This is a genomic window from Mucilaginibacter sp. UYCu711, assembly GCF_050433825.1.
Taxonomy (GTDB): domain Bacteria; phylum Bacteroidota; class Bacteroidia; order Sphingobacteriales; family Sphingobacteriaceae; genus Mucilaginibacter.
On record NZ_JBNPWM010000011.1, the window covers coordinates 232,239 to 254,874 of the forward strand.

Annotated in this window: 22 protein-coding genes and 2 pseudogenes; 21 read left to right on the forward strand and 3 right to left on the reverse strand. The window is 40.9% G+C overall.

Going from position 1 to position 22,636, the window contains the following annotated elements:
- Nucleotides 1-7: 7 nt before the first annotated feature.
- Nucleotides 8-937, reverse strand: coding sequence for an SPFH domain-containing protein (locus ABIB50_RS22325; protein ID WP_429383435.1), 930 nt, complete (start codon nucleotides 935-937; stop codon nucleotides 8-10).
- Nucleotides 938-1,348: 411 nt separating this feature from the next.
- On the opposite strand from ABIB50_RS22325, the gene ABIB50_RS22330 reads away from it, so the two are divergent.
- The gene (locus tag ABIB50_RS22330; protein WP_348052952.1) at nucleotides 1,349-1,606 is read left to right on the forward strand and encodes a DUF2061 domain-containing protein; all 258 of its coding nucleotides are present in this window, start codon (nucleotides 1,349-1,351) and stop codon (nucleotides 1,604-1,606) included.
- Nucleotides 1,607-1,623: 17 nt separating this feature from the next.
- Here the strand turns inward: ABIB50_RS22330 and ABIB50_RS22335 are convergent.
- Nucleotides 1,624-1,863: pseudogene (locus tag ABIB50_RS22335) on the reverse strand (heavy metal translocating P-type ATPase); the annotation flags it as partial.
- Between the two features lie 165 nt (nucleotides 1,864-2,028).
- Here ABIB50_RS22335 and ABIB50_RS22340 point away from each other — a divergent pair.
- Nucleotides 2,029-4,254 (forward strand): heavy metal translocating P-type ATPase, encoded by a 2,226-nt coding sequence (locus ABIB50_RS22340; protein ID WP_429383436.1) that lies wholly within the window; start codon nucleotides 2,029-2,031, stop codon nucleotides 4,252-4,254.
- A gap of 29 nt (nucleotides 4,255-4,283) precedes the next feature.
- Complete coding sequence (locus tag ABIB50_RS22345) at nucleotides 4,284-4,496, forward strand: heavy-metal-associated domain-containing protein (RefSeq protein WP_429383437.1); 213 nt, start codon at nucleotides 4,284-4,286, stop codon at nucleotides 4,494-4,496.
- A gap of 55 nt (nucleotides 4,497-4,551) precedes the next feature.
- On the opposite strand, the gene ABIB50_RS22350 is transcribed toward ABIB50_RS22345, so the two are convergent.
- Nucleotides 4,552-4,869, reverse strand: coding sequence for a DUF6799 domain-containing protein (locus ABIB50_RS22350; protein ID WP_429383438.1), 318 nt, complete (start codon nucleotides 4,867-4,869; stop codon nucleotides 4,552-4,554).
- A 220-nt stretch (nucleotides 4,870-5,089) separates the two neighbouring features.
- On the opposite strand from ABIB50_RS22350, the gene ABIB50_RS22355 reads away from it, so the two are divergent.
- The 18 genes and pseudogenes from ABIB50_RS22355 to ABIB50_RS22440 all read left to right on the forward strand — a co-directional run bounded on the left by ABIB50_RS22355 (nucleotide 5,090) and on the right by ABIB50_RS22440 (nucleotide 22,545).
- Nucleotides 5,090-5,311, forward strand: coding sequence for an SHOCT domain-containing protein (locus ABIB50_RS22355; RefSeq protein WP_429383439.1), 222 nt, complete (start codon nucleotides 5,090-5,092; stop codon nucleotides 5,309-5,311).
- A gap of 26 nt (nucleotides 5,312-5,337) precedes the next feature.
- Nucleotides 5,338-5,811 carry a 5-fold beta-flower protein gene (locus tag ABIB50_RS22360; protein ID WP_429383440.1) on the forward strand — a complete coding sequence of 158 codons (474 nt, stop codon included), beginning with the start codon at nucleotides 5,338-5,340 and terminating at the stop codon, nucleotides 5,809-5,811.
- 180 nt (nucleotides 5,812-5,991) lie between these two features.
- Nucleotides 5,992-7,275, forward strand: a complete 1,284-nt coding sequence (locus tag ABIB50_RS22365; RefSeq protein WP_429383442.1) for an efflux RND transporter permease subunit — start codon at nucleotides 5,992-5,994, stop codon at nucleotides 7,273-7,275.
- Nucleotides 7,276-7,318: 43 nt separating this feature from the next.
- Nucleotides 7,319-9,265 (forward strand): efflux RND transporter permease subunit, encoded by a 1,947-nt coding sequence (locus tag ABIB50_RS22370; RefSeq protein ID WP_429383443.1) that lies wholly within the window; start codon nucleotides 7,319-7,321, stop codon nucleotides 9,263-9,265.
- Between the two features lie 3 nt (nucleotides 9,266-9,268).
- A complete protein-coding gene (locus tag ABIB50_RS22375; RefSeq protein ID WP_429383445.1) occupies nucleotides 9,269-10,522 on the forward strand; it encodes a TolC family protein in 1,254 nt (417 codons plus the stop codon).
- A gap of 3 nt (nucleotides 10,523-10,525) precedes the next feature.
- On the forward strand, nucleotides 10,526-11,665 hold the full coding sequence (locus tag ABIB50_RS22380) for an efflux RND transporter periplasmic adaptor subunit (protein ID WP_429383446.1): 1,140 nt from the start codon (nucleotides 10,526-10,528) through the stop codon (nucleotides 11,663-11,665).
- 3 nt (nucleotides 11,666-11,668) lie between these two features.
- Nucleotides 11,669-12,862: an efflux RND transporter periplasmic adaptor subunit gene (locus tag ABIB50_RS22385; RefSeq protein ID WP_429383447.1), complete on the forward strand. Its 1,194-nt coding sequence runs from the start codon at nucleotides 11,669-11,671 to the stop codon at nucleotides 12,860-12,862.
- A gap of 7 nt (nucleotides 12,863-12,869) precedes the next feature.
- Nucleotides 12,870-13,532 (forward strand): L-2-amino-thiazoline-4-carboxylic acid hydrolase, encoded by a 663-nt coding sequence (locus ABIB50_RS22390; RefSeq protein ID WP_429383449.1) that lies wholly within the window; start codon nucleotides 12,870-12,872, stop codon nucleotides 13,530-13,532.
- A 49-nt stretch (nucleotides 13,533-13,581) separates the two neighbouring features.
- Nucleotides 13,582-14,652: a glycoside hydrolase family 130 protein gene (locus ABIB50_RS22395; RefSeq protein WP_429383450.1), complete on the forward strand. Its 1,071-nt coding sequence runs from the start codon at nucleotides 13,582-13,584 to the stop codon at nucleotides 14,650-14,652.
- Nucleotides 14,653-14,880: 228 nt separating this feature from the next.
- Complete coding sequence (locus ABIB50_RS22400; RefSeq protein WP_429383451.1) at nucleotides 14,881-15,156, forward strand: hypothetical protein; 276 nt, start codon at nucleotides 14,881-14,883, stop codon at nucleotides 15,154-15,156.
- Between the two features lie 286 nt (nucleotides 15,157-15,442).
- Nucleotides 15,443-15,619, forward strand: a pseudogene (locus ABIB50_RS22405) (hypothetical protein); the annotation flags it as partial.
- Nucleotides 15,620-15,660: 41 nt separating this feature from the next.
- Nucleotides 15,661-15,882 carry an SHOCT domain-containing protein gene (locus ABIB50_RS22410; protein ID WP_429383453.1) on the forward strand — a complete coding sequence of 74 codons (222 nt, stop codon included), beginning with the start codon at nucleotides 15,661-15,663 and terminating at the stop codon, nucleotides 15,880-15,882.
- A gap of 46 nt (nucleotides 15,883-15,928) precedes the next feature.
- The gene (locus ABIB50_RS22415; protein ID WP_429383454.1) at nucleotides 15,929-17,161 is read left to right on the forward strand and encodes an MFS transporter; all 1,233 of its coding nucleotides are present in this window, start codon (nucleotides 15,929-15,931) and stop codon (nucleotides 17,159-17,161) included.
- A 133-nt stretch (nucleotides 17,162-17,294) separates the two neighbouring features.
- Nucleotides 17,295-19,838 (forward strand): copper-translocating P-type ATPase, encoded by a 2,544-nt coding sequence (locus ABIB50_RS22420; RefSeq protein WP_429383455.1) that lies wholly within the window; start codon nucleotides 17,295-17,297, stop codon nucleotides 19,836-19,838.
- 168 nt (nucleotides 19,839-20,006) lie between these two features.
- Complete coding sequence (locus tag ABIB50_RS22425; RefSeq protein ID WP_429383456.1) at nucleotides 20,007-20,354, forward strand: hypothetical protein; 348 nt, start codon at nucleotides 20,007-20,009, stop codon at nucleotides 20,352-20,354.
- Between the two features lie 69 nt (nucleotides 20,355-20,423).
- Nucleotides 20,424-20,987, forward strand: a complete 564-nt coding sequence (locus ABIB50_RS22430; RefSeq protein ID WP_429383457.1) for a helix-turn-helix domain-containing protein — start codon at nucleotides 20,424-20,426, stop codon at nucleotides 20,985-20,987.
- Nucleotides 20,988-20,993: 6 nt separating this feature from the next.
- Nucleotides 20,994-21,509: a DUF3347 domain-containing protein gene (locus ABIB50_RS22435; protein WP_429383458.1), complete on the forward strand. Its 516-nt coding sequence runs from the start codon at nucleotides 20,994-20,996 to the stop codon at nucleotides 21,507-21,509.
- 7 nt (nucleotides 21,510-21,516) lie between these two features.
- Nucleotides 21,517-22,545, forward strand: coding sequence for a multicopper oxidase domain-containing protein (locus ABIB50_RS22440; protein ID WP_429383459.1), 1,029 nt, complete (start codon nucleotides 21,517-21,519; stop codon nucleotides 22,543-22,545).
- The last annotated feature ends 91 nt before the right edge of the window (nucleotides 22,546-22,636 follow it).

The window sequence follows — 22,636 nt, forward strand, 5'->3', positions numbered from 1 at the left end:
CTTCAATTTACTCGGTTGCTTTTACCGTTTCGTTGCCTTTTTCTATTTTATCCTTCTTATCCTGTCCAATACCCATAGTTAATGCGGTCAAGCCGGCCATACTTCCTAAACCCATTGTTTCCACTGCTGAACTTGGTACGATAACAATAGTAGAATTTTGCTTTAAGCCTTCGTAGAGCATATTCATTGCACGCAAATGCAAGGCCACGGGATTATTTGCATAAGTAAGCGCGGCTTCCCCAAACTTCTCTGCAACCTGCCGCTCGGAGTCCCCTAATATTACCCTTGCCTGTCGTTCACGTTCCGCCTGCGCCTGCATTGACATCGCGTTTTCAAGCGAGGCCGGTATTAGAACATCTTTTACTTCAACCGAATTGACATTGATCCCCCAAGGCTCGGTACGTTCGTCAATTATTTTTTGCAATACATTGCTAATCTTATCCCTTCCTTCCAGCATATCTGATAGCATAGTTTTTCCGATAACATCCCTTAATGCTGTTTGCGAAGCCCAGCTAATAGCGCTGATATAGTCTGCAACTTCGAGCGCTGCTTTTTGCGGGTCCAATACTTTCCAGAACAACACAGCGTCCACATCGACCGGTACGGTGTCTTTGGTAAGGGTTTTTTCTGCCTTAAAAGAGGTGGTGATTACCCTGGTATCGATCCAGTAAGGGATAGTGTCCAATACGGGTATGATAAAAAACAAACCCGGGCCTTTTAGGGAATGAAATTTGCCAAGGCGTAGTACTACAGCTCTATCCCAGGGATCGGCAATTTTGATAGACGACGAAATATAGGATGCAACTATTAGTGCTACTACACCTATAATAGTACTTTCTAAAGAAGTCGAAATACCATGGATTGAATAATCAATACCAAGACCAATAGCGAATATTATTATAAATATAACTGAGGCGAATAAACTTTTATTTTTCATGAGTTGAACTATTGTTAGAATGTCAAATTATTGTGCCATTAGTTTTTAGTATTCAATTTATAATGATTTTTTACACTCGTCATCGCTTATAGATAGGATGCTTTTTCATAAACCCATCGAACGTGATCAGCAATTTGTTTTCCAATTATATATTATTCAGATATATCAAATGTCCGTCTTCCCTTTTTGTTAATTAGTGACGATGGACATTTGAAAAGATGATGTAAATCATTTTACTCGGTCGCCTTCTTCTTAAATAAATTATTACAGATATTTTTTTCATAGTAATCATCATCGCGTGTAAGGTGGGAAATGAAACATTTATTTAAAATATCTAAATGGATGCTACTTTACAACATTGAATTACCCAATCGGCATGAAACAATTTGTTGCTTTTCGTATTAGATGTTCATGATCGAAAAACTGATTCCTCCTGAATACCGCTCCGAAAAAACGCTTAAAAGATCAATAGCAAAAACGATTAGTTACAGGGTAATCGTCGTTATATTGGATTTTATCGCCGTTTACCTATTTACCGGAAAATTAAAGACAGCTCTGGGGTTTACCATAGTGAGCAATATTTATACAACGGTTGTATATTTCTTCCATGAGCGTATTTGGGATAAAATAAAATGGGGCAAAAAAGTTTATTCAAACCCTACGAAGTAACAATTAGATTTGCCTTTCTAAATTGTTTTTACTTTCAGCATACTGGCGTTGATGGCGACTACTACAGTACTAACGGTCATTAACATCGCGCCAACAGCTGGGCTCAGTACAATGCCTTGATTGTAAAGCACCCCTGCTGCCAATGGTAGCGCAACCACGTTATAACCAGTGGCCCAAACCAAGTTTTGGATCATTTTACGATAAGTAGCCTTACCAAATAGAATGAGATTGACAACATCGTCAAGATTACTGTTTACGGTCTCAACTTATTTCAGGACGACACATAACGTGCACGGTCATATATATAGTGAACGTTGCACATTAAACAACATAATCTCAGCCAAATCTTATAAATTTTAAACAAAATCCTGTAAACGGCAATCAGAGCACAGTAGTAAATTTGTATTGTAAATAAAAGAAAAATGCGAACAGACACTCAAACACTCACTTTTCCAGTTATCGGCATGACTTGTGCCGGCTGCGCTGCAAGCGTAGAATCAATGATCGGCGCACAAAAGGGGGTTGATAAGGCAGAAGTTAATTTTGCCAGTCAGTCTGTTAAGGTTGCTTTTCACCCTGATGTTATACAACCTGTCAATTTTCAGAAGGCTGTTCAATCCGTGGGGTATGACTTAATTTTAGATACGGAGAACGGAAAGGCATTGCAAGAGGAGGTGCAGCAAAGCGATTATCTATTATTGAAAACTAAAATTACCTGGGCCAGTATTTTGACAGTCCCTGTTGTGCTGATCGGTATGTTCTGGATGGAATTACCGTATGCCAATTATATAATGATGGGCTTAACTGCCCCGGTCTTATTTTTATTTGGCCGTAATTTCTTTACCGGTGCCTGGAAACAGGCCAGTCATGGAAAGGCTAATATGGATACCCTCGTAGCGCTGTCAACCGGCATTGCTTTTTTATTCAGTGTATTTAATACTGTAGATCCCGGATTTTGGTATAGCAAAGGCTTGCATCCACATGTTTACTTTGAGGCCGCTGCCGTAGTGATCGTTTTTATTATGCTTGGGAAGTTGCTGGAAGAACGGGCGAAATCCAACACTTCTTCGGCAATTAAAAAACTGATAGGCTTACAACCTAAAACGGTGCAATTAATTACTACCGAAGGGGAAAGGGAGACTGCTATATCAGATGTGCAGATCGGTGATAAAATATTGGTACGTTCTGGTGAAAAGATTCCGGTTGACGGATTGTTGTACGAAGGCAATTCATTTGTTGACGAAAGTATGATCTCGGGCGAGCCGGTCGCTGTAGAAAAAAAAGCAGGCAGCCCCGTTTTTGCGGGCACTATCAATCAAAAAGGCAGTTTTCGGTTTACCGCTGAAAAAGTAGGAGGCGGTACACTACTGGCACAGATCATCCAAATGGTACAGGATGCACAGGGTTCAAAAGCGCCGGTACAAAAACTGGTAGATAAAATAGCGGGCATATTTGTTCCTGTTGTCATGGGTATCGCTATAGTTACCTTTGCTACCTGGCAAATATTTGGTGGTCAATATGCGTTTACACAGGGTTTGCTCGCCATGGTGACTGTTCTGGTTATCGCTTGTCCCTGCGCTTTAGGATTAGCAACGCCAACAGCCATTATGGTTGGTATGGGCAAGGGCGCTGAAAACGGTATTCTGATCAAAGACGCGGAAGCGCTGGAATTAGGGCATAAAGTGACCGCTATTATCTTAGATAAAACGGGGACGATCACCGAAGGTAAACCTGTGGTGACTGATTTGATTTGGGCAGAAAGTATTGTCGACAAAGCGACTTTGCAAGCGATATTCGGGGAAATGGAAAAGCGGTCTGAACACCCCTTAGCCGATGCCATCACTGCCTATCTTCAAAAAGATAATTATAATGCTTTACAAGTCTCCGGCTTTGAAAGTTTAACGGGACTTGGTGTGGAAGCTCATTATGAAGGGAGCTTGTACCAGGCAGGCAGCCATAAATTGGTTGACGAAAGGAAACTTAGGATACCTGCTGACTTGCAAAATCGCATTGAGCCATTACTGGCACAAGCCAAAACGGTAATTTATTTTGGTAACCAAAAAGAGGTGCTGGCCATTGCGGCCATTACGGATCAGATTAAAGAAAATTCGGCTATGGCTGTAGCAGCACTTAAAAGCCAGGGTATTGAAGTTTATATGCTGACAGGTGATAATACTGTAACCGCCGCCGCCATTGCCAAGCAAGCAGGAATAGATCATTACCAGGCGGATGTACTGCCAGCCGGGAAAGCAGATTTTGTGAAAGCATTACAGGCAAAAGGTAAAACGGTTGCCATGATTGGCGATGGCATAAATGACAGCCAGGCAATGGCCCAGGCAGATGTTTCTATAGCGATGGGTAAAGGCTCTGATATTGCTATAGATGTGGCCAAGATCACTTTAGTTTCTTCTGACTTATTACAGGTGCCCAAAGCATTAAAGCTTTCTAAACTAACGGTTCAAACTATCAGGCAAAACCTGTTTTGGGCATTTATTTATAACCTGATCGGCATTCCTTTGGCTGCTGGTATTCTTTACCCTGTTAATGGCTTTTTATTAAACCCTATGATAGCAGGAGCTGCAATGGCTTTAAGTTCGGTATCAGTAGTCAGTAACAGCCTGCTGCTGAAACTGGCAAAACTCAATTAATAAATTTAAATAATTCAAAAATAGAAATCATGGAAACTTTAAAATTCAAAACAAATATTAACTGCGGCGGATGTATAGCTAACGTTACCCCAACTTTAAATAACTTAAAAGGCGTTAAACATTGGGAGGTAGATACTGCTAATCCGAATAAGATCTTAACTATCGAGGCTGAAGACGGCCTGACAACGGTGGAGGTAATAAACACACTTAAAAACAAGGGGTATAACGCGCAAGCAGTTTAATGTAAAAACAATAAAGTCTGCAATTGCAGGCTTTATTGTTTTGTACAAGGAATGGTTACATTTTCATGTCGTCCATTTTTTTCATGCCTTTCATTTTCATACCCTTTATCACTTTGCCGTTCATGTCAACACAATAACCGTTTTTCATCATCATGGTTTTGCCGTTTTTCATTTTAACCATGCCGCTGGACATCACCATAGTTCCATTCTTCATAGTCATGTCTTTATCCATGGCCATCATTTTACCGTCGTGCATCATCATCATTTTGCCGTCTTTCATCATACAGCCGTCTTTCATTTTCATACTGCTTGTTTGTGCCATAGCACTAAAACTTAAAACAATAACAGTTAATACAATTAATACTTTTTTCATCTTCTATGGTCTTTAATTATGGTGTTACTATAGTACAACCCGATCAATTTAAAGTTTTAGTTTTAATTTATAAGTTTTTAATTATCAATATTTTATATGTTTTGGTAATTAGGTGCTGCCATTGTGATTAACGTCACCTTTTGTCCTGACAATGGTCATGTCCTGGCCGTTGTATCCAACCTACCTTTATGAAAATAATATAACACTCAAATAACAGATCATGATGTACAACAATGGCTTTTGGGGGATGAACATGATATGGTGGTTCCTTTGGTTCGTAATGATGTTTTGGATCTTCGCTACCCCTTATGATATCCCCGGACAGCGAAAAAGAAAAAACTCACCGCTTTACCTGTTGCAAAAACGTTTTGCTTCGGGTGAGATCACCAAAGAAGAATACCACGAACACAAGAAAACTTTAGAAAGCACCTCACTCAAATAAAAAACAACTCAATAAACTTCAAGATCATGAAAAAAATCAGCCTATTATCTTTTTTAATATTAACAGTGTGTGCATTGTTCTCCGTCAACGCATTCGCTCAAAAGGCAAAAGATACAACCAAGTACACATTTATTTCAATTGACGGTAAAGGCGGCATCCATAACCATACCGGCACGAAACTGGGATATATTACTAAAGACAACGTTGTCAAAAATAACCGGGGGCAGACCCTATATTCTATTGCCAAAGGTGGTACCGTGGTTGATGCCAAAGGTCATAAACTCGGATTTGCTAAAAATAACGGAGACTATATTAACAATGCTGGCGAAACCGTTCTCCAGCTCAAAAATACGGACGAGGAAAAATGTGAGATTTTGGACCCAGCAGGACATAGCTGGGGATATGTCCACAAAAATTACAAGCTGCACGCCTGTGCCGCGCATTGCTTTTTCCTGCAACAGGCAAAAAATAACGCCGAAAAAGAAAAAAAAACAAACTAACCAGGCATCTTATTCAATCTGTCAAACATAAGCCTGGAATATTTCAGGCTTATTGCTTTTCTAATAGCTCCCATACTAAAATATATCCCCGCATAGCTTTGACGTATAAAGTTAAAGCAAATATAATGACGTTGGAGGAAAGCAATAGCTGCAACAGGTTTAGAACTAAAGATAATCACCATGATTGAAAAGTTAATAAGTCTATCGCTTCATAACCGGTATATAGTAATAACAATTGCCACCGGATTGTTTATTTGGGGTTGGTTCTCTATACAGAGAAACCCAGTTGATGCGATTCCTGACCTATCGGAAAACCAGGTGATCGTTTTTACCGAGTGGATGGGGAGAAGCCCGCAACTGATAGAAGACCAAGTCACTTATCCTTTAGTTTCTAATTTTCAAGGTATTCCTAAAATAAAAAATATACGCGGCACCTCCATGTTCGGAATGAGTTTCGTGTATATCGTATTTGATGATAATGTAGATTTATACTGGGCCAGGACAAGGGTATTGGAACGGCTGAATTATGCGCAGCGCCTGCTGCCCCAGGGTGTGACGCCATCATTAGGCCCTGATGGGACCGGGGTTGGCCATGTTTTCTGGTATACTCTTGATGCAAAGAAAATGCCTTTAGGCGATCAGCGCGCCTTGCAGGATTGGTATATCAAATTTGCGCTACAAACAGTTCCGGGGGTATCAGAAGTGGCTTCGTTCGGCGGATTTGAAAAACAATACCAGCTCATCGTAGATCCTGTAAAGTTGCAGTACTATAATGTATCGCTAATGGATGTAATGAATAAGGTACGGGCGAATAACAATGATGTGGGCGGAAGGAAGTTCGAGATGAGTGATATGTCTTATATCATCCGGGGTTTGGGCTATGTAAAAAGTATTGCGGACCTGCAAAGCATTGCAGTAGGGAATTATAAGGGCATTCCGGTTCGGGTAAAAGATGTTGCAAGCGTCCAAATGGGGGGTGATCTGCGATTAGGTATTGTGGATCAAAATGGCACAGGCGAAGTTGTGGGTGGTATTATCGTAATGAGGTATGGTGAAAATGCTGACCAGGTTATTAAAGCGGTAAAAATTAAAATGGCTGACGTGCAGAAAGGTTTGCCGGACGGCGTAACTTTTAAAACGGCATATGATAGAAGTACATTAATTGAAGCGACCTTGAAAACGATAAAGGGGAAGCTTTTAGAAGAAATTATTATGGTTTGCCTTGTTGTACTAATATTTCTGTTTCATTGGCGAAGCGCCGTTAGCATTATTATTCAGCTGCCTATAACCATCGCAATAAGTTTTATCCTATTAGACGCCTTTGGTTTATCGTCTAACCTGATGTCGCTTACCGGTATTGCACTGGCAATCGGGGTCGTGGTTGATAATGGCATTATTATGTCAGAAAATTCCTACCGGAATTTATCGGTTTGGCAAAACAAACCGGAAGATGAACCCAAATAAATATAAGGCAATCAAATGATTGTACCTAATTAATAATGACAGGATGTTTAACAAGAAAACGGAAACAAAAGCAGATAAAAAAAAGGGATATCGTATTATACCTGAAGATATCAGGAAAGATATAATTGAACGTTCTTCCAAACAGGTATCCCGTGGTGTGTTTTTTTCAACCATCATCATTATCAGTTCATTCCTGCCTGTTTTTTTACTTACCGGGCAGGAGGGTAAATTATTTGGCCCGTTAGCATGGACAAAATCATTTATCTTAATTGTAGATGCAATCTTGGTGGTTACACTGGCCCCTGTGCTTATTTCATTTTTTATGAAAGGTCGGTTTCTTCCGGATACTGCAAACCCGGTAAATCGCTTTTTGGAAAAATTGTATGAGCCGCTGATCCGTTCTTGCCTTAAATGGAGAAAAACAACGATTGCCATCAATTTAATTGCCCTTGTCATTGGTGCGATTATGATCATCCGTTTGGGTTCGGAATTTATGCCGCCATTAGACGAGGGCTCTTTGCTATTTATGCCGGTGCTGATGCCCGATGTTTCCAATTCAGAAGTAAAAAGGATCTTACAGGTGCAGGACGCGATCATTAAAACAGTACCAGAAGTAGCAAATGTATTAGGAAAGGCAGGCAGGGCGAATACCGCTACAGATAACTCACCTATAAGTATGGTAGAAACCATCGTGTTATTAAAACCTCAATCTCAGTGGCGCAAAGGGTTGACAAAAGACATGATCATTGATGAGCTAAATTCAAAATTGCAGATACCGGGAGTTACCAACGGATGGACGCAACCTATAATAAACCGCATTAATATGCTTTCAACGGGCATTCGTACCGATGTGGGAATAAAAGTGTATGGACAAAATCTGGATACGATTTATGCCTTTGCTCAAAAAATAAAGAAAGAACTGGACGGGATACCAGGCATTAAGGACTTATATGTGGAACCGATAACCGGAGGCAAGTATATTGATATAATTGCTAAACGCGATGAGATCGGCCGCTACGGGTTGAGTATTGACGATGTTAACGCGGTTGTAGAAAGTGCTTTAGGCGGAATGAATTTAACTACAACCATTGAGGGGCGGCAGCGTTTTTCTGTCAATGCAAGGTTTGGCCAGGATTTTAGAAATAATTTAGGGGCCCTGAAACACTTACAGGTGCAGACCATGAATTTTGGCCCGGTCCCGCTGGAGGCTGTCGCTGATATTAAAATAACGGAGGGGCCTCCTATGATCAATTCAGAAAATGCCATGCTTCGTGGTACCGTGCTGTTTAATGTAAGGGAAAGGGATTTGGCCAGTACAGTACAAGCAGCAAAGGATAAATTGGATAAATCACTTTCAAAAATGCCTAAAGGATATTTTATGGACTGGAGCGGGCAGTATGAAAATTTAGTGCGCAGTGAAAAAACCTTAAAAATGATCATGCCTATAGTGATATTGATTATTTTCTTTTGTATGTACCTCGCGTTTAATTCTGCCAGGGAAGCGCTGATGAGCCTTATATCCATCCCGTTTGCATTGATCGGCGGGGCCTTTATCGTATATTTTTGGGGCGTTAACCTCTCGGTAGCGGTTGCTGTCGGCTTCATCGCGTTGTTCGGCCTTGCGGTAGAAACCAGTATCGTCATGGTGATCTATCTCAACGATGCCATGCAGCAATTAGTGACGCTAAAAGGTAACTCAAGCGAAACCATTACCAAAGAAGACCTGAAGGAATATGTCATTTTAGGGGCGGCCAAAAGATTACGGCCAAAATTGATGACTGTCTGCGTTTCGCTTTTTGGCCTTGTCCCGATCCTTTGGAGTACGGGTGTCGGGAGCGATGTGATGATACCTATTGTATTGCCTATGATCGGCGGCGTGCTAACATCTTCTACTTATGTCCTTTTGGTTACCCCTCTTACTTTTTTAATGACCAAAGAATATGAGCTAAGAAAAAACAAAAAAATCGAGGTACAAGCAGTAAAATATTAAATCATGAAAATCAAGTTTTTAATCATCGTTTTATTGATGGCTTATACGACTGTTAAGGCACAGCAAATAAAACTCGATAGTATTTTGAATGAAATTCAAAGGGTAAACCCGCTGATGAAAATGTACGATGCGGATATCCGCTCGATGGATGAAGATGCCAAAGGTGCCAGGAGCTGGATGCCGCCTGAGGCTGGCGCAGGATTTTATATGACGCCTTATGACACTAAAATGTGGAAGGCCGATGGCATGGGAAACCCAGGTATGGGACAGTTTATGATCTCGGCCCAGCAAATGTTTCCCAATCGCAGCCGTTTAGACGCAGAGTCAAATTACATGCTATCCATGTCATCAGTAGAAAAAGAAAAAAAGAATTATTCACTCAACGAATTGTATGCCGGGGCAAAGAAGGATTACTACGGCTGGATGATGGATAAAAAGAAACTGAAAATACTGGAACAGGATGAAAAGTTACTCCGGTTCATGATTGAAAATGCCGAATTGCGCTATAAGAACGGCATGGAAAAAATCAGCGCTTATTACAAGGCGAAAGCCGCTTTGGGTAATGTACAAAACATGAAGTTAATGCTTGAAAGTGGAATCCGTCAGAACCGGATTGCACTCAATGCGCTGATGTACCGTGATAAGCAACAACTTTTGGAGATTGATACAGCTTACTTGGTCAAAGATTATTCGGGTTTAGCACTCGATAGCGGCACCTTTATAAACGCGCGTAGTGATATTAAAGCAGTGGACAGGGAGATTCAGCTAAATGATTTGCAGGGCAAGTTGGAAAGGACGAAACTAAGACCTGAATTCGGTATTAAGTACGACCATATGATCGCATTCGGCAACATGCCACTGCAATTTTCATTAATGGCAATGGTTAAAATTCCAATCGCGCCATGGTCTTCCAAAATGTACAAAGCCAAAATTGAAAGTTACAAATGGAAGGGCGAAGCGCTTAGCCAACAAAGATTAATGGTGATCAATGAAGCTCAGGGGATGACTTCTTCGATGCTGACGGATTTTATATCCAAGAAAAGGCAGGTGAAATTATATGAAGACAACATCATACCGGCCCTAAAAAGGAACTACCAAACCATGCAGTTAGGCTATCAGCAGAATACCGAAGAAATGTTTATGCTTTTTGATGCATGGGAAACATTAAATATGACACAGCTGGAATACATTGACCAGTTGCGCCAGTTATTGATCATGCAGAGCGAACTTGAAAGATTACTGGAGATAAAGGAATAACAAATGAAACACAACGCTTCCATGTTTATTAGATCATTTTTTGCAACCTGCATTTTGTTTGCATTATTATATGGGTGTAAACAAAAAGAAAAAAGGGTAGCGGATGGTAAGGTTAGCATTAATCTTAATTCTTTACTAAAGCCTACTAACGCCTATGTCATTTCATCCATTCCAACGACTACCCTTAGCGATGAAAAAATAAGCCCCGAAATTAACGCGCTGGGTGTTGTTGCTTATGATACCCGGCTGGTTGGTGTGATCGCTGCATGGGTATCCGGCCGGATTGACAGGCTTTATGTGGAATACAAATACCAGGAAATAGGTAAGGGACAAAAGGTCATGGATGTTTACAGTCCCGAATTAATGACCTTACAGGAAAACCTGCTATTCCTGTTAAAGAATGACCCCTCAAATACCTCAATGATTAACGCGTCAAAAGAACGGCTCCGGCTATTGGGGGTAAGTGCGGGTCAAATCGGATCGATCATCGAATCCCACCAACTAATCAATAGTGTAACCCAGTATAGTAATTATAGCGGGCATATCCATGAAGCAGGCCCGGAGAACATGGGTAATGGCAAGGTAACGATGAGTGATAATTCATTGGTGACAGAGCCGCTTACGATAAAGGAAGGCACTTATGTGCAAAAAGGGCAACAGTTATTTAGCGTTTACAACACCGGTAAGGTTTGGGCGCTGTTAAGTATCTATGCCGATGACCAGGATATGGTTAAAACAGGTAATCCAGTACATTTTGTTTCTGATGTTGCACCTGGCGAAATCATCGACGGGAAAATTGATTTTATAGAACCCTATTATGGTAAAGACACCAAAACTATGACCGCAAGGGTCTATTTTAATAACAATAAGCTTTCCATACCTGTAGGGAGCCAGGTAAGGGCTACTATTTACAGTATGAAAAAAACAATTTCTTCCATCCCCGCCGGTTCGGTGGTGTCACTCGGTATAGACCAGGTTGTTTTCAAAAAAGTAGATGATGGTTTCAGGCCACAGAAAGTTTCCATAGGCGGCACCTACAAAGGCAGGGTGCAAATCCTGGGCGGGCTGTCACCAACAGACAAGGTTGCCGTTAACGCGCAGTTTTTAATGGATAGTGAAAGTTTTATACAAGTAAAAGAATAAACCATGAAACCCATACACCTCATCCTCCTGATCGTTCTTTTAGCTGCCTGTAAAGGTAAGCCTGCGAAAATTGCCAAAGATCCGGGTGTGTATTACACTTGTTCGATGCATACCCAGGTGATGGAGCCTGTTCCGGGTAATTGCCCGATATGCGGAATGAAACTGATAGCGGTAAAACAAAGCAGGTCGATCGACAAAGACGAAATAACCCTGAGCGACCAGCAGGCGCAATTGGGAAATATCAGTGTCGATACGATCCGCGACGGCATGTTAGGCGGCCAGTCTGTTTTGACAGCTACCATCAATTTTAACCAGGCCAAAGTTACAACGATCAGTTCAAGGATAATGGGCCGGATCGAGAAGCTATATTTTAAAACCGAGGGGGCTTATGTTCATAAGGGCGACAGGCTTTATGATCTGTACAGCGAAGATTTGAATAATGCGAAGAAGGAATACTTGCTGGCAATAAAAAATAAGCCGCTACTGGATAATTCAGTTATTGATTTTGATCAGTTGATCAGCAGCGCGAAGAATAAATTGTTGCTTTGGGGTTTGTCAGAATCGGAAATCAAACAATTAGTTTCGACGAAAGACGCAGGAACGAAAACTGCCTTTTACAGTACCGGCAGCGGATACATTAATGCTTTGGATATTAAAGAAGGCGATTATGTAATGGAGGGCGGTGCGATTATACATTTGGCAGACCTTTCTACCGTATGGGCCGAAGCGCAGGTATATGGTTCAGAGCTTTCGAAAATAGAAAAAAATGCGACAGCTCAAGTTAGGATACCCGATTTAGGTCAAAAAGCCTTTTTGGGGAAAGTTGAATTTGTTAACTCAGAGCTCAACACCGGCACTCAGATAAACCTTATCCGGGTAGAAATCCCCAATAACGAACATTTATTGAAACCAGGAATGGCGGCGTATGTTATTGTTAAGAACCAAAGCCATGCCATGCTTTCCCTGCCTGTCAACGCCGTATTAAGAGACGGAAAAGCCGCAACGATATGGCTGAAAACGGGTGCTCACACCTATAAAAGTGCCATGGTGCAGGTAGGGATGGAGACCGGTGACCGGATAGAAATTACCTCCGGGCTGATGGGTCATGATGTGGTAGTTATCACGGGCGCATATTTACTGAACAGCGAATATGTTTTTAAAAATGGCGCAAACCCAATGTCGGGTATGAAAATGTAAATAACCAATGAAAAACCTTCTGTTATACTGGTTCAAATTACAAGCTGCCAAATCAGCAAAAATTGAACTTATTAAGCTTTATGATATTGAAACGGTAAAACAAATACTTTCCTCTTATTGGCAGAGGTATCAAGAGTTAAAACCTGAAGTCCCGGTTATGCCTACTTTGGGCGGTTATGTCACCGTGCATCTTGCAGCCTTGTCAACAGCCTTCTATAATGAACTAACTGCAAAGGGACAAAATGAAGAAGCAACTGCCAAAATATTTTACGACATCGCATGGAAAGTTTATATAAAGATGGGCAAGTTGTCCTGGTGGTTAGCAGGATTGCGTAATCGCAAAGTTTATGGCCGGTTACTAAAAACAACGCAGTTGTTCAGGGCATTTCCGTTTAATAGCCCTTCCTATAAATGGCAAGATATTAAGACAGGGGACAATGTAGTGGGGTTTGACTGTTTAAAATGCCCGGTAGCCGAATATTTTCAATCAAAAGGACTATCAAAATTTTGCACACAAACCTGGTGTTCTTTGGATTATCCTTTAGCACAACTATGGCATGCTAAACTGGAGCGAACAGGAAGTATTGCTGGCGGGGCCGATAAATGTGATTTCAGGTGGACAGCAGAGAATCCGCTCCGTTCAGAAACTTTAACCCCCAATATTCATTAATATATTATTAAGCTGATTTTCTTTAAAATTTCCACCAATTAAAAGAAATATGAATGAATTTAAAATGCAGCGCCTTGGCGTGGTCATGGAACCCGAGCCGGGAAATATCCAGGAAGAGGGAGGAGTTTTAAACCCTGCAGCAGTAAGGGGTAAGGACGGAAATCTTTACCTGTTTCCCCGCATTGCCACTAAAGAAAACTATTCCAGAATTGGTATTGCAAGGGTAAAATTTAATGAGGTCGGCGATCCTATCGGTGTTGAACGGCTTGGCATTGCATTGGAACCTGAAGAGGATTACGAGAAACGACCGAATGGTGGTGGTGGATGTGAAGATCCGAGGATAACCTATGTCGAACCATTGGAGCATTACATGATGACATATACCGCCTATACGCCAAATGGCCCCCGAATCGCCCTGGCGCAGTCAACGGACTTATTCCATTGGGAGAGATTGGGTCTTGCTACCTATCTGCCATATGAGGATATTGAGTTTAACGGCATTAACGACAAAGATGCGTGTTTGTTCCCGATAGCAGTGCCCAGTCCTCACGGGCATAATTGTTTAGGTATGTTGCATAGGCCGCTTTTTCCCGGAACAAGCCCTGAAGAAAAGCGGCATCAGCCCTGGGCTAAGGAAATTGACCTCCACAAAGAAAGTATTTGGCTATCCTATTGCCATACCCACCCGGCAAACGGTAATAAATGGCTAAGCCCTGAATTCACTTCACACCGACCATTGGCAATGCCTGTTTCTGCATGGGAAGTGCTTAAAATTGGTGCCGGTACCCCTCCGATATTAACCAAATTCGGCTGGATGTTTCTTTATCATGGTGTTAAGGAAGAAGTAAGATCAGGAAACAAAACGCAGCTTTGTTATTCAGCAGGTTTGATGATTCTTTCCGAGAGCAATGTAATGGATATTATTTATCGTACTGTACAGCCAATACTAAAACCTGAACTGCCGGAAGAACAAGTAGGTATTATCGCCGACGTGGTTTTTCCAACTGGAATAGACCGTCGGGACGATATTGGAACGCCTGACCGCTTTGATGTTTATTATGGCATGGCTGACAACAGGATCGGTGTAGCACGGCTCGATTTGCCCGATATTTTGCCCTAAAGTAAAAGATCAAGAACAGCGAAATGTTTACGCTGCCAAAATATGTTCGCTATTTACAGGTGTAGTTTCCTAACGGGTGAGCGTTCGTTTAAATGGTCCGCTTTCACAACTTAGTGATTAACATCATAGAATCACTTGACAAAGGTCATCTTCCAACACTTAGCTTGCATATACCTTTATTTATTGGCTACTGTATTAAAATGAGCCAATTTAATAAACAGAAAAACCATGAAAACTAACGATCAAAAAGCACCGAAAAGCAAAGGGCACTCTAACGAAATCCCAAAAAAGGAGAAATCAGCACAAAAAAGATCAGATGCTGTCGATGAGTTGCAACATGATGAGCATCAAAGCAGTACTGCCGACTCCTATAGCGAAATCCAGGGTCTTGTGCCGCCGACTCCGCATGGGTTTCCTAAAGTTGGCATTGCGGAAACAGACTTTCGGCCCAGCGATCATGGCCGACGGACTGGAAGAATGATAGATCATGAGCCTGGAATATAAATATCCCTCATACTATGGACTTAACAGAGCAAAGAGTTAATATATCTATTAACTCTTTGCTCTGTTGGGGTTGAGTAAGTTGCATCAAATTATTACTATTTATTAATTACAATGCTTGTTTAAAGCATCACTTGGCTTCACATTTCTCAGTTTCGTTGACTCATAGAATGGACTTTACTAAAAACAGAAAACTAATTTTAAAATCATTAATAAAATTAAATAAAATATGGAAAATTCAACTTTACATACCTATCATATCGGCGGTATGAGTTGAGGTGGTTGTGCCGCAGCAGTTAAACAAAGATTATCTAATGTGGATGGTGTAACAGATGTAAAAGTGGACCTTGGAGCAAAACAAGCTGAAATTTCTTCTACCCATCTGATTAGTATTAGTGAGCTTCAGGGAGCACTCGGTATTAATAGTTATAGCATTTCAGAACTTAAAATCCCTGTAATTTTATAAACTTAGTTAGGCAATGATTAATAACTAATAATTATATAAACATGATGTACAATAATGGTTTTTGGGGAATGAACGTGATATGGTGGTTCCTTTGGATTATAATGATATTCTGGGTTTTCGTTACACCTTACGATATTCCGGGTCAACGGAGAAAGAAAGATTCACCACTTGATCTGTTGCAAAAGCGCTTTGCTTCGGGTCAGTTAACAAAAGAGCAGTATCAGGAACACAAAGCAATTTTAGAGAATGACTTAGCCAAGTAAATAGGTTTGGTTTACTTTAATTTTTATCAGATGAAAAATTTGAATTATGACTTATAAAAAAAATCTGGTAATTCTCTTAATTGGATTGTTTTTGGTAATGGTGGGATTTGGAATAACCCTACCATTACTTCCCTTTTATATTCAAAAGCTTTCAATAGCGGAAGGCATTTCTTCTGAAAAAATTTGGTTGCATGTTGGCTTAATAACAGGCAGCTATCCCCTCATTCAGTTTTTGTTTTCACCATATCTTGGCTCATTATCAGATAAAATTGGAAGAAGGCCGCTAATATTATGTGGTCTCCTTGGATATTCGGTTACCATGTTTTTGTTTTCAATTAGTGGAAGTATATATCTCCTTTATCTGTTTCGCTTATTATCTGGTTTATTTTCAGCTGCTTTTTTAACTGCATCCAGTGCCTACATAGCTGATAAAACTACTGAAAAAACAAGAGGCGGCGGAATGGCTTTATTAGTCAGTGCTACAGGACTTGGCGCGGTTGCAGGGCCATTAGTAGGAAATTTATTTTCTAAAGTTAAAATCTCTTTAGGGCAATTAACATTCGACAGCTTCTCATTACCATTTACTATTTCTGCCATTTTGGTATTGTTGGTTTGTTTGTTTTTATTCTTTGCGTTATCAGAATCCAAAATTAGCAGTACGCAACAAATTGCTAAATCAAATAGAACCGAAAAGGAACCTATATTTTCCTTTTTAAGGTCAGTCAAAAAATCATTCATCTTTCTGCTCGTTTTTTCTTTTGTCAGCCAGCTTTCCCTGGCTATGTTCGAGGGCACTTTTGCATTACATTCCCAACGGCTTTTTTCATTCGGCCCCAAACAAATGAGTATTGTTTTTATTGTCTGCGGTTCAGTGATGGGATTGTTGCAATTAGGGCCAGTTACCTGGTTAATTAAAAAGAAAGGTGAAGATGCCCTACTCCCTTATGGTTTGATCATGCTTAGTATAGGTATGTCATTGTTGATGCTTTCAAATAAAATGGAATTCATTTTGCTGTTCGTTTCCTTTATTTCTATTGGGATGGCTATTCTTACCCCTTGCCTTGCTTCATTGATCACCAAAGATTCAGGTAAGAAATACGGAACAACTTTAGGTATCTTTAGTTCTATTAATAGTTTAGGACAAGTACTGGGCGTTGTAATCGGTTCGGTCATGATGATCTGGTTTGTTCATTTACCCTACTTTATTATTTCCATCCTCTTATTAATCATTGCTGCGATATCTGTACCCAAGTTCAGATTGAAAATCCTTCATTTTTAAACACTTGACATTGAAAAATATAAATGATATATCAACTAAAGCCTCTTTTCGCCTTAAAAAGCCTGAGGAAAATAAACAGCTGTAGAAACACTTGAAAATCTAAAAAAGAACTACCCTATATAAACATAAAACCATGGCAAAAATCACTATTACTATCGACACGGAAGATAACGATCCGAAGATTATCACGAAAACTGATGATGCCGATGTTTCAAAAGCAGAGACTTCAACAAAGGAAGACCCTAAAGAGGTTCAGAAGGAAAGTGACCCTACACATGAGGATGCTACTGAAGATGAATCTTCAAAGAAAAGCGATGCAAAAAAAGACTTATCCAAAGATGAGCAAGGCAAACTGAGCTCTCAGGAAACCAAACCCCCTGAAGAAGAAACACCAAAAGAAGAACATAAGGAAGATGCCCCTTCAGAAAAAGAATCCCCTAATGACGAAAGGTCGAATGGAGACGATTCAAAAATGGATATGACTGGTGAAGAACACGCCAAAATGAGTGAATCGGAAGTCAAAGCTCCTGAAGAAAATACAGCAGAAGAAGGAGCCCCTAAAGATGATCAAAAAGAAGGAACTCCGGCAAAGGAACCGGCTGAAGGTGCCTCCAAAAACGACGGTTCCAAAATGGACATGACCAAAGAAGAACATGCAAAAATGGACCATGGAGATGGTGGTGATATACCTATGGGAATGGAAGGGCATGACCATCACCAAATGATGATTGAAGATTTTAAAAAACGGTTTTGGGTAAGTTTGGCGATAACCATCCCCCTGCTTGTTTTTTCGCCGATGATCCAGGGATTTTTTCATTTTAAATTTTTACTGCCGGGGAACAAATATATTCTCCTTGCGCTTTCTTCCTTTGTCTATTTCTGGGGTGGCTGGCCCTTTTTGAAGGGTTTTTGGGGTGAAATAAAGAAGGGTGCGCCAGGCATGATGACCCTGATATCCATGGCAATTAGTGTGGCTTATTTTTATAGTGCCGCAACGGTTTTAGGCTTGAAGGGTGTAGACTTTTTTTGGGAATTGGCTACCCTGATCGTGATCATGTTATTAGGGCACTGGATTGAAATGAAATCAGTATTGGGCGCATCAAAGGCACTGCAATTATTGGTAAGTATGATGCCGGCAGAAGCACACCGCGTAAAAGCAGACGGACAAGTTGAGGATGTTAAACTGGAAGTATTAGCATTGAACGATGTAATCCTGATAAAACCAGGCGAAAAAGTACCAGCTGATGGAATCATCGTAGAGGGAAGCAGTTATTTGAACGAATCCATGCTTACCGGTGAATCTAAACCGGTAAAAAAGGAAATGGAAAACAAGGTAATTGGCGGGTCTGTTAACGGCAATGGCTCTTTAAAAATAAAAGTAGAGCATACCGGAAAAGATAGTTACCTCAACAAGGTAATAATGCTTGTTTCAGAGGCGCAAAAGTCAAAATCGGCCATGCAAAATCTTTCTGACCGTGCAGCTAAATGGCTTACTTACGGGGCATTGGCAGTTGGTTTCGGAACCTTGGCTACCTGGCTTATTTTGGGCTTTCCCTTTGTGTTTGCACTGGAACGAATGGTAACTGTAATGGTTATTGCCTGCCCCCATGCTCTCGGACTTGCCATACCTTTAGTTGTAGCTATATCCACCGCTGTATCAGCACAAAATGGCCTATTGATTAGAAACCGTACTGCGTTTGAAGAATCCCGGAAAATTACTACAATTCTGTTTGATAAAACAGGGACACTTACAAAAGGCGATTTTGGAGTTACCCGGATCGTTTCGCTTAATAAAATGTCGGAAGATGAATTATTAAGTTTGTCAGGCGCATTGGAACAAAGTTCAGAACATCCAATTGCTGTCGGTATCCTTCGGAAAGCGAAAGAGAAAAAGGTCAGCATTCCCAAATTGGAGCAATTTAACGCGATAACAGGAAAAGGTGTTGAAGCAATTGTAGAGGGCAAAAATATAAAAGTAGTAAGTCCGGGTTACCTTAAAGATAAAAAAATAGAAATTCCTTCAGACGCCTACAGCAGTGATGCAGAAACCGTGGTATTTATTATAATTGATGAAAAACTTGCGGGTTATATTGCTTTGGCTGATGAGATTAGGCCGGAAAGTGCTGAGGCAATTAAAGTGTTTAAAAATAATAAGATCAAGGTACTGATGGCAACCGGAGATAACGACAAAGTAGCCAAAGCTGTGAGTGACAAGTTAGGGTTAGATGGCTATTTTGCTGAAGTGCTGCCCGACCAAAAAGTAAAAATCGTAAAAGATTTACAAAGCAAAGGCGAATTTGTCGCCATGACCGGTGATGGGGTAAATGACGCGCCGGCACTTGCTCAATCTGATGTGGGTATAGCAGTAGGTTCAGGAACTGATGTGGCTGCCGAAACAGCAGATATTATTCTGGTTAACAGCAATCCTAAGGACATTGCCAATCTTATACTTTTTGGTAAAGCTACTTATAATAAAATGATACAGAACTTGGTATGGGCAACCGCTTATAACTTGGTTACTATTCCATTAGCAGCCGGTGTTTTGTACAAAGCCGGGTTTGTATTAGGCCCCGCTGTTGGTGCCGTATTTATGAGTTTAAGCACTGTAATAGTGGCAATAAATGCGCAACTGCTGAGAAAGAAGATTGGTAATATGAACGGAAAAGCTAATGAATAAGAATTAATAGGTAACAGATACAGTCCAATATAGTGATTTGGTAATTGTATAATAATCAAACAAAATTCTATAAAAACAGTTGTTAAAGAATATCCTACATTTGTAGTATCCATGAAGAAAGCGGCAGTTTTAAGTATAGCGGCATTTTACCTGTTACTCACTACGGGTATGTACGTCTGTATACTGCATTGTACCGCCGAATACTTTGTACCGCCTAAGATAACGATGCATGATTCTTGTGATGAAGCGCATGAAGGAAAAGAACATAAGCCTTGTAAAGATAACGATGGCTGTGATTGCTGTAAGAAACATGGAGCTTATGTCATCAAAGAAAATATAAAACCTGCCGCTGACTTCCAGTCTTTGCAATTTGCAGTTACTATAGATCATCCGGTAATAGTAAACTTTATACAGGTATACCCTGCGACAACTACTTTAGCATGGCAGGATAGCCACGCCCCACCGTGGAAGTCCGGTAAAGAAATTTCCATTCAATTGCGTTCTCTTCAGATCTGATTCAGGCAGCTGCGCACCCTGCGTAATGGCATCCCTTTGTTTAATTTTTAACAAAAGCTTGAATCAATAATGATACTTCATATTAAAAATATGGTATGCGACCGTTGCATAATGGTCGTACGCCAGCAATTAGAAAATTTACATTTCCGGGTTACGGACCTTGTTTTGGGGAAGGCAACCATCGATCCCGATCCTGGCGAAAGCCATTTACTGGAAATCGCTACGTCATTAAAGCTGATGGGCTTTGAGCTGATCGACAGCGAAAAGCAGCAGATCGTTGAACGCATAAAGAACCTGGTGATCCAGCAAGTTCATTATACGGACTTATCAAGGGGCCATATCAATTTTTCAGACCTGCTTTCTACTCAGCTTTTTAAAGACTATGCTTACCTGAGCCGGTTATTTTCCGCATATGAAGATATCACCATTGAAAAATTCATTATCCAGCAAAAAGTTGAAAAGGTAAAAGAACTGCTCGAATACGGGCAACACAACCTCAATGAGATCGCCTATCAAATGGGCTATAGCAGCAGCGCACATTTATCCGCGCAGTTTAAAAATGTGACCGGCCTTACACCAAGCCAGTACAAAACCAATGAAAAAAACGAACGTAAATCATTAGACAAAATTTAAAATATTATGAAAACCTTAAAAACCGTTTTATTATCGCTAATTCTGTTAGTTGTATTTGCACCCACCAGAGCACAAGAAGTAACGGCCACCACATCGGTTAATAATGTTATCACTGCTTATCTGGGTGTTAAAAATGCCCTGATCACCGGCAATAACAATGCGGCAAAAAGTAGTGCGAGGGAATTATTGGCCGCAATTAATACAGTGCCTGCTAAGCAATTCACCCCCGAACAAAATACACTTTGGACAGCCTTCACCGATAAGCTCCAATTTGATAGCAGGCATATCAGCGAATCTGCCTCTATAGACCACCAGAGGGAACATTTCACCAGTCTTTCTAAAAATATGTTTGAACTGGTTAAAGGGTTAAAGTTAAATACAAACACCCTGTATGAGCAATATTGTCCAATGAAAAAAGCGACTTGGTTAAGTGAATCTGCCGCCATTAAAAACCCTTATTATGGAAGCCAAATGCTAACCTGCGGTAAAACCACAGAAACTTTGGCACCTGTAGCTAAATAGATCAGTAATGAAAAAGTTAATTTTATACCTGGCTTTTATTGGGCTTTGCGGCGGAGCTTCTGCGCAAATGCCCATGAATATGCCAATGGGTCCTAAGAAAAAGCCTGTCCCGGCTAAAGTTGAACCATCAAAAAAAGCCCCGGTTAAAGCGGCTGACAATATGAAAGGTATGGATATGCCGATGGCTAAACCTGCCGAAAATATGCCTGTCGTACCAGGCGATAAAACGGTAAAGTTTATCAGCCCGCCGCCCCATACTGTCCGTTATGATCTGTATGTGAAGGATACGATAGTTAATTACTCAGGCAAACCTAAGAGAGCAATCGCAGTCAATGGAGGTTTACCTGCACCAACCCTGTATTTCACGGAAGGTGATACCGCTGCAATCTATGTGCATAATACCTTAACGGAGGAAACGATCATCCATTGGCATGGCGTTATCTTGCCAAACCAATATGATGGCGTTCCTTTCCTGACCACGCAGCCTATTCAGTCTGGTAAAACCCATTTGTTTAAATTTCCGGTCGTACAACACGGAACTCACTTCTATCATACGCATTCTGGGTTACAGCAACAAATTGGTTTATATGGTGCGCTTGTTTTTTATAAACGGAACGAGCGTCCGGCTAAGGAATACACCATGGTATTGAGCGACTGGACGGATATGAACCCGAAAGAGGTTGACCGTTCGCTGCATAATGCAACGGATTGGTTCGCCATACAGAAAGGTACCACCCAAAGTTACGCGGAAGCGATCCGGTCAGGCAATTTTAAAACTAAACTGGCCAATGAATGGAAACGGATGAATGCGATGGATGTAAGTGATGTTTTTTACGACAAGTTTCTGATCAATGGCAAAGCGGAAGATGTACAATCGCAATTCAAAGCAGGCGATAAAGTCAGGCTGAGGGTGACTAATGGGGGCGCCTCTACCTACTTCTGGTTAACCTGGGCTGGCGGAAAAATGACGGTTGTAGCAAATGATGGGAACGACGTTGTACCTGTGGAAGTAAACCGTTTGATTATCGGGGTTTGATATTCCGGGGATGTTGACCACCTGATTCCGTGGCAAAGTGACCAGGCGATTAGCTGGCGAACGATAGCAGCGAGAGCTGTAAAAGCGTTTT

What these genes read in the sequence shown, in the direction of transcription:
- ABIB50_RS22325 (WP_429383435.1), bottom strand. Translation starts at nt 937, where the DNA reads ATGAAAAATAAAAGTTTATTCGCCTCAGTTATATTTATAATAATATTC.
- ABIB50_RS22330 (WP_348052952.1), top strand. Translation starts at nt 1,349, where the DNA reads ATGATCGAAAAACTGATTCCTCCTGAATACCGCTCCGAAAAAACGCTT.
- ABIB50_RS22340 (WP_429383436.1), top strand. Translation starts at nt 2,029, where the DNA reads ATGCGAACAGACACTCAAACACTCACTTTTCCAGTTATCGGCATGACT.
- ABIB50_RS22345 (WP_429383437.1), top strand. Translation starts at nt 4,284, where the DNA reads ATGGAAACTTTAAAATTCAAAACAAATATTAACTGCGGCGGATGTATA.
- ABIB50_RS22350 (WP_429383438.1), bottom strand. Translation starts at nt 4,869, where the DNA reads ATGAAAAAAGTATTAATTGTATTAACTGTTATTGTTTTAAGTTTTAGT.
- ABIB50_RS22355 (WP_429383439.1), top strand. Translation starts at nt 5,090, where the DNA reads ATGATGTACAACAATGGCTTTTGGGGGATGAACATGATATGGTGGTTC.
- ABIB50_RS22360 (WP_429383440.1), top strand. Translation starts at nt 5,338, where the DNA reads ATGAAAAAAATCAGCCTATTATCTTTTTTAATATTAACAGTGTGTGCA.
- ABIB50_RS22365 (WP_429383442.1), top strand. Translation starts at nt 5,992, where the DNA reads ATGATTGAAAAGTTAATAAGTCTATCGCTTCATAACCGGTATATAGTA.
- ABIB50_RS22370 (WP_429383443.1), top strand. Translation starts at nt 7,319, where the DNA reads ATGTTTAACAAGAAAACGGAAACAAAAGCAGATAAAAAAAAGGGATAT.
- ABIB50_RS22375 (WP_429383445.1), top strand. Translation starts at nt 9,269, where the DNA reads ATGAAAATCAAGTTTTTAATCATCGTTTTATTGATGGCTTATACGACT.
- ABIB50_RS22380 (WP_429383446.1), top strand. Translation starts at nt 10,526, where the DNA reads ATGAAACACAACGCTTCCATGTTTATTAGATCATTTTTTGCAACCTGC.
- ABIB50_RS22385 (WP_429383447.1), top strand. Translation starts at nt 11,669, where the DNA reads ATGAAACCCATACACCTCATCCTCCTGATCGTTCTTTTAGCTGCCTGT.
- ABIB50_RS22390 (WP_429383449.1), top strand. Translation starts at nt 12,870, where the DNA reads ATGAAAAACCTTCTGTTATACTGGTTCAAATTACAAGCTGCCAAATCA.
- ABIB50_RS22395 (WP_429383450.1), top strand. Translation starts at nt 13,582, where the DNA reads ATGAATGAATTTAAAATGCAGCGCCTTGGCGTGGTCATGGAACCCGAG.
- ABIB50_RS22400 (WP_429383451.1), top strand. Translation starts at nt 14,881, where the DNA reads ATGAAAACTAACGATCAAAAAGCACCGAAAAGCAAAGGGCACTCTAAC.
- ABIB50_RS22410 (WP_429383453.1), top strand. Translation starts at nt 15,661, where the DNA reads ATGATGTACAATAATGGTTTTTGGGGAATGAACGTGATATGGTGGTTC.
- ABIB50_RS22415 (WP_429383454.1), top strand. Translation starts at nt 15,929, where the DNA reads ATGACTTATAAAAAAAATCTGGTAATTCTCTTAATTGGATTGTTTTTG.
- ABIB50_RS22420 (WP_429383455.1), top strand. Translation starts at nt 17,295, where the DNA reads ATGGCAAAAATCACTATTACTATCGACACGGAAGATAACGATCCGAAG.
- ABIB50_RS22425 (WP_429383456.1), top strand. Translation starts at nt 20,007, where the DNA reads ATGTACGTCTGTATACTGCATTGTACCGCCGAATACTTTGTACCGCCT.
- ABIB50_RS22430 (WP_429383457.1), top strand. Translation starts at nt 20,424, where the DNA reads ATGATACTTCATATTAAAAATATGGTATGCGACCGTTGCATAATGGTC.
- ABIB50_RS22435 (WP_429383458.1), top strand. Translation starts at nt 20,994, where the DNA reads ATGAAAACCTTAAAAACCGTTTTATTATCGCTAATTCTGTTAGTTGTA.
- ABIB50_RS22440 (WP_429383459.1), top strand. Translation starts at nt 21,517, where the DNA reads ATGAAAAAGTTAATTTTATACCTGGCTTTTATTGGGCTTTGCGGCGGA.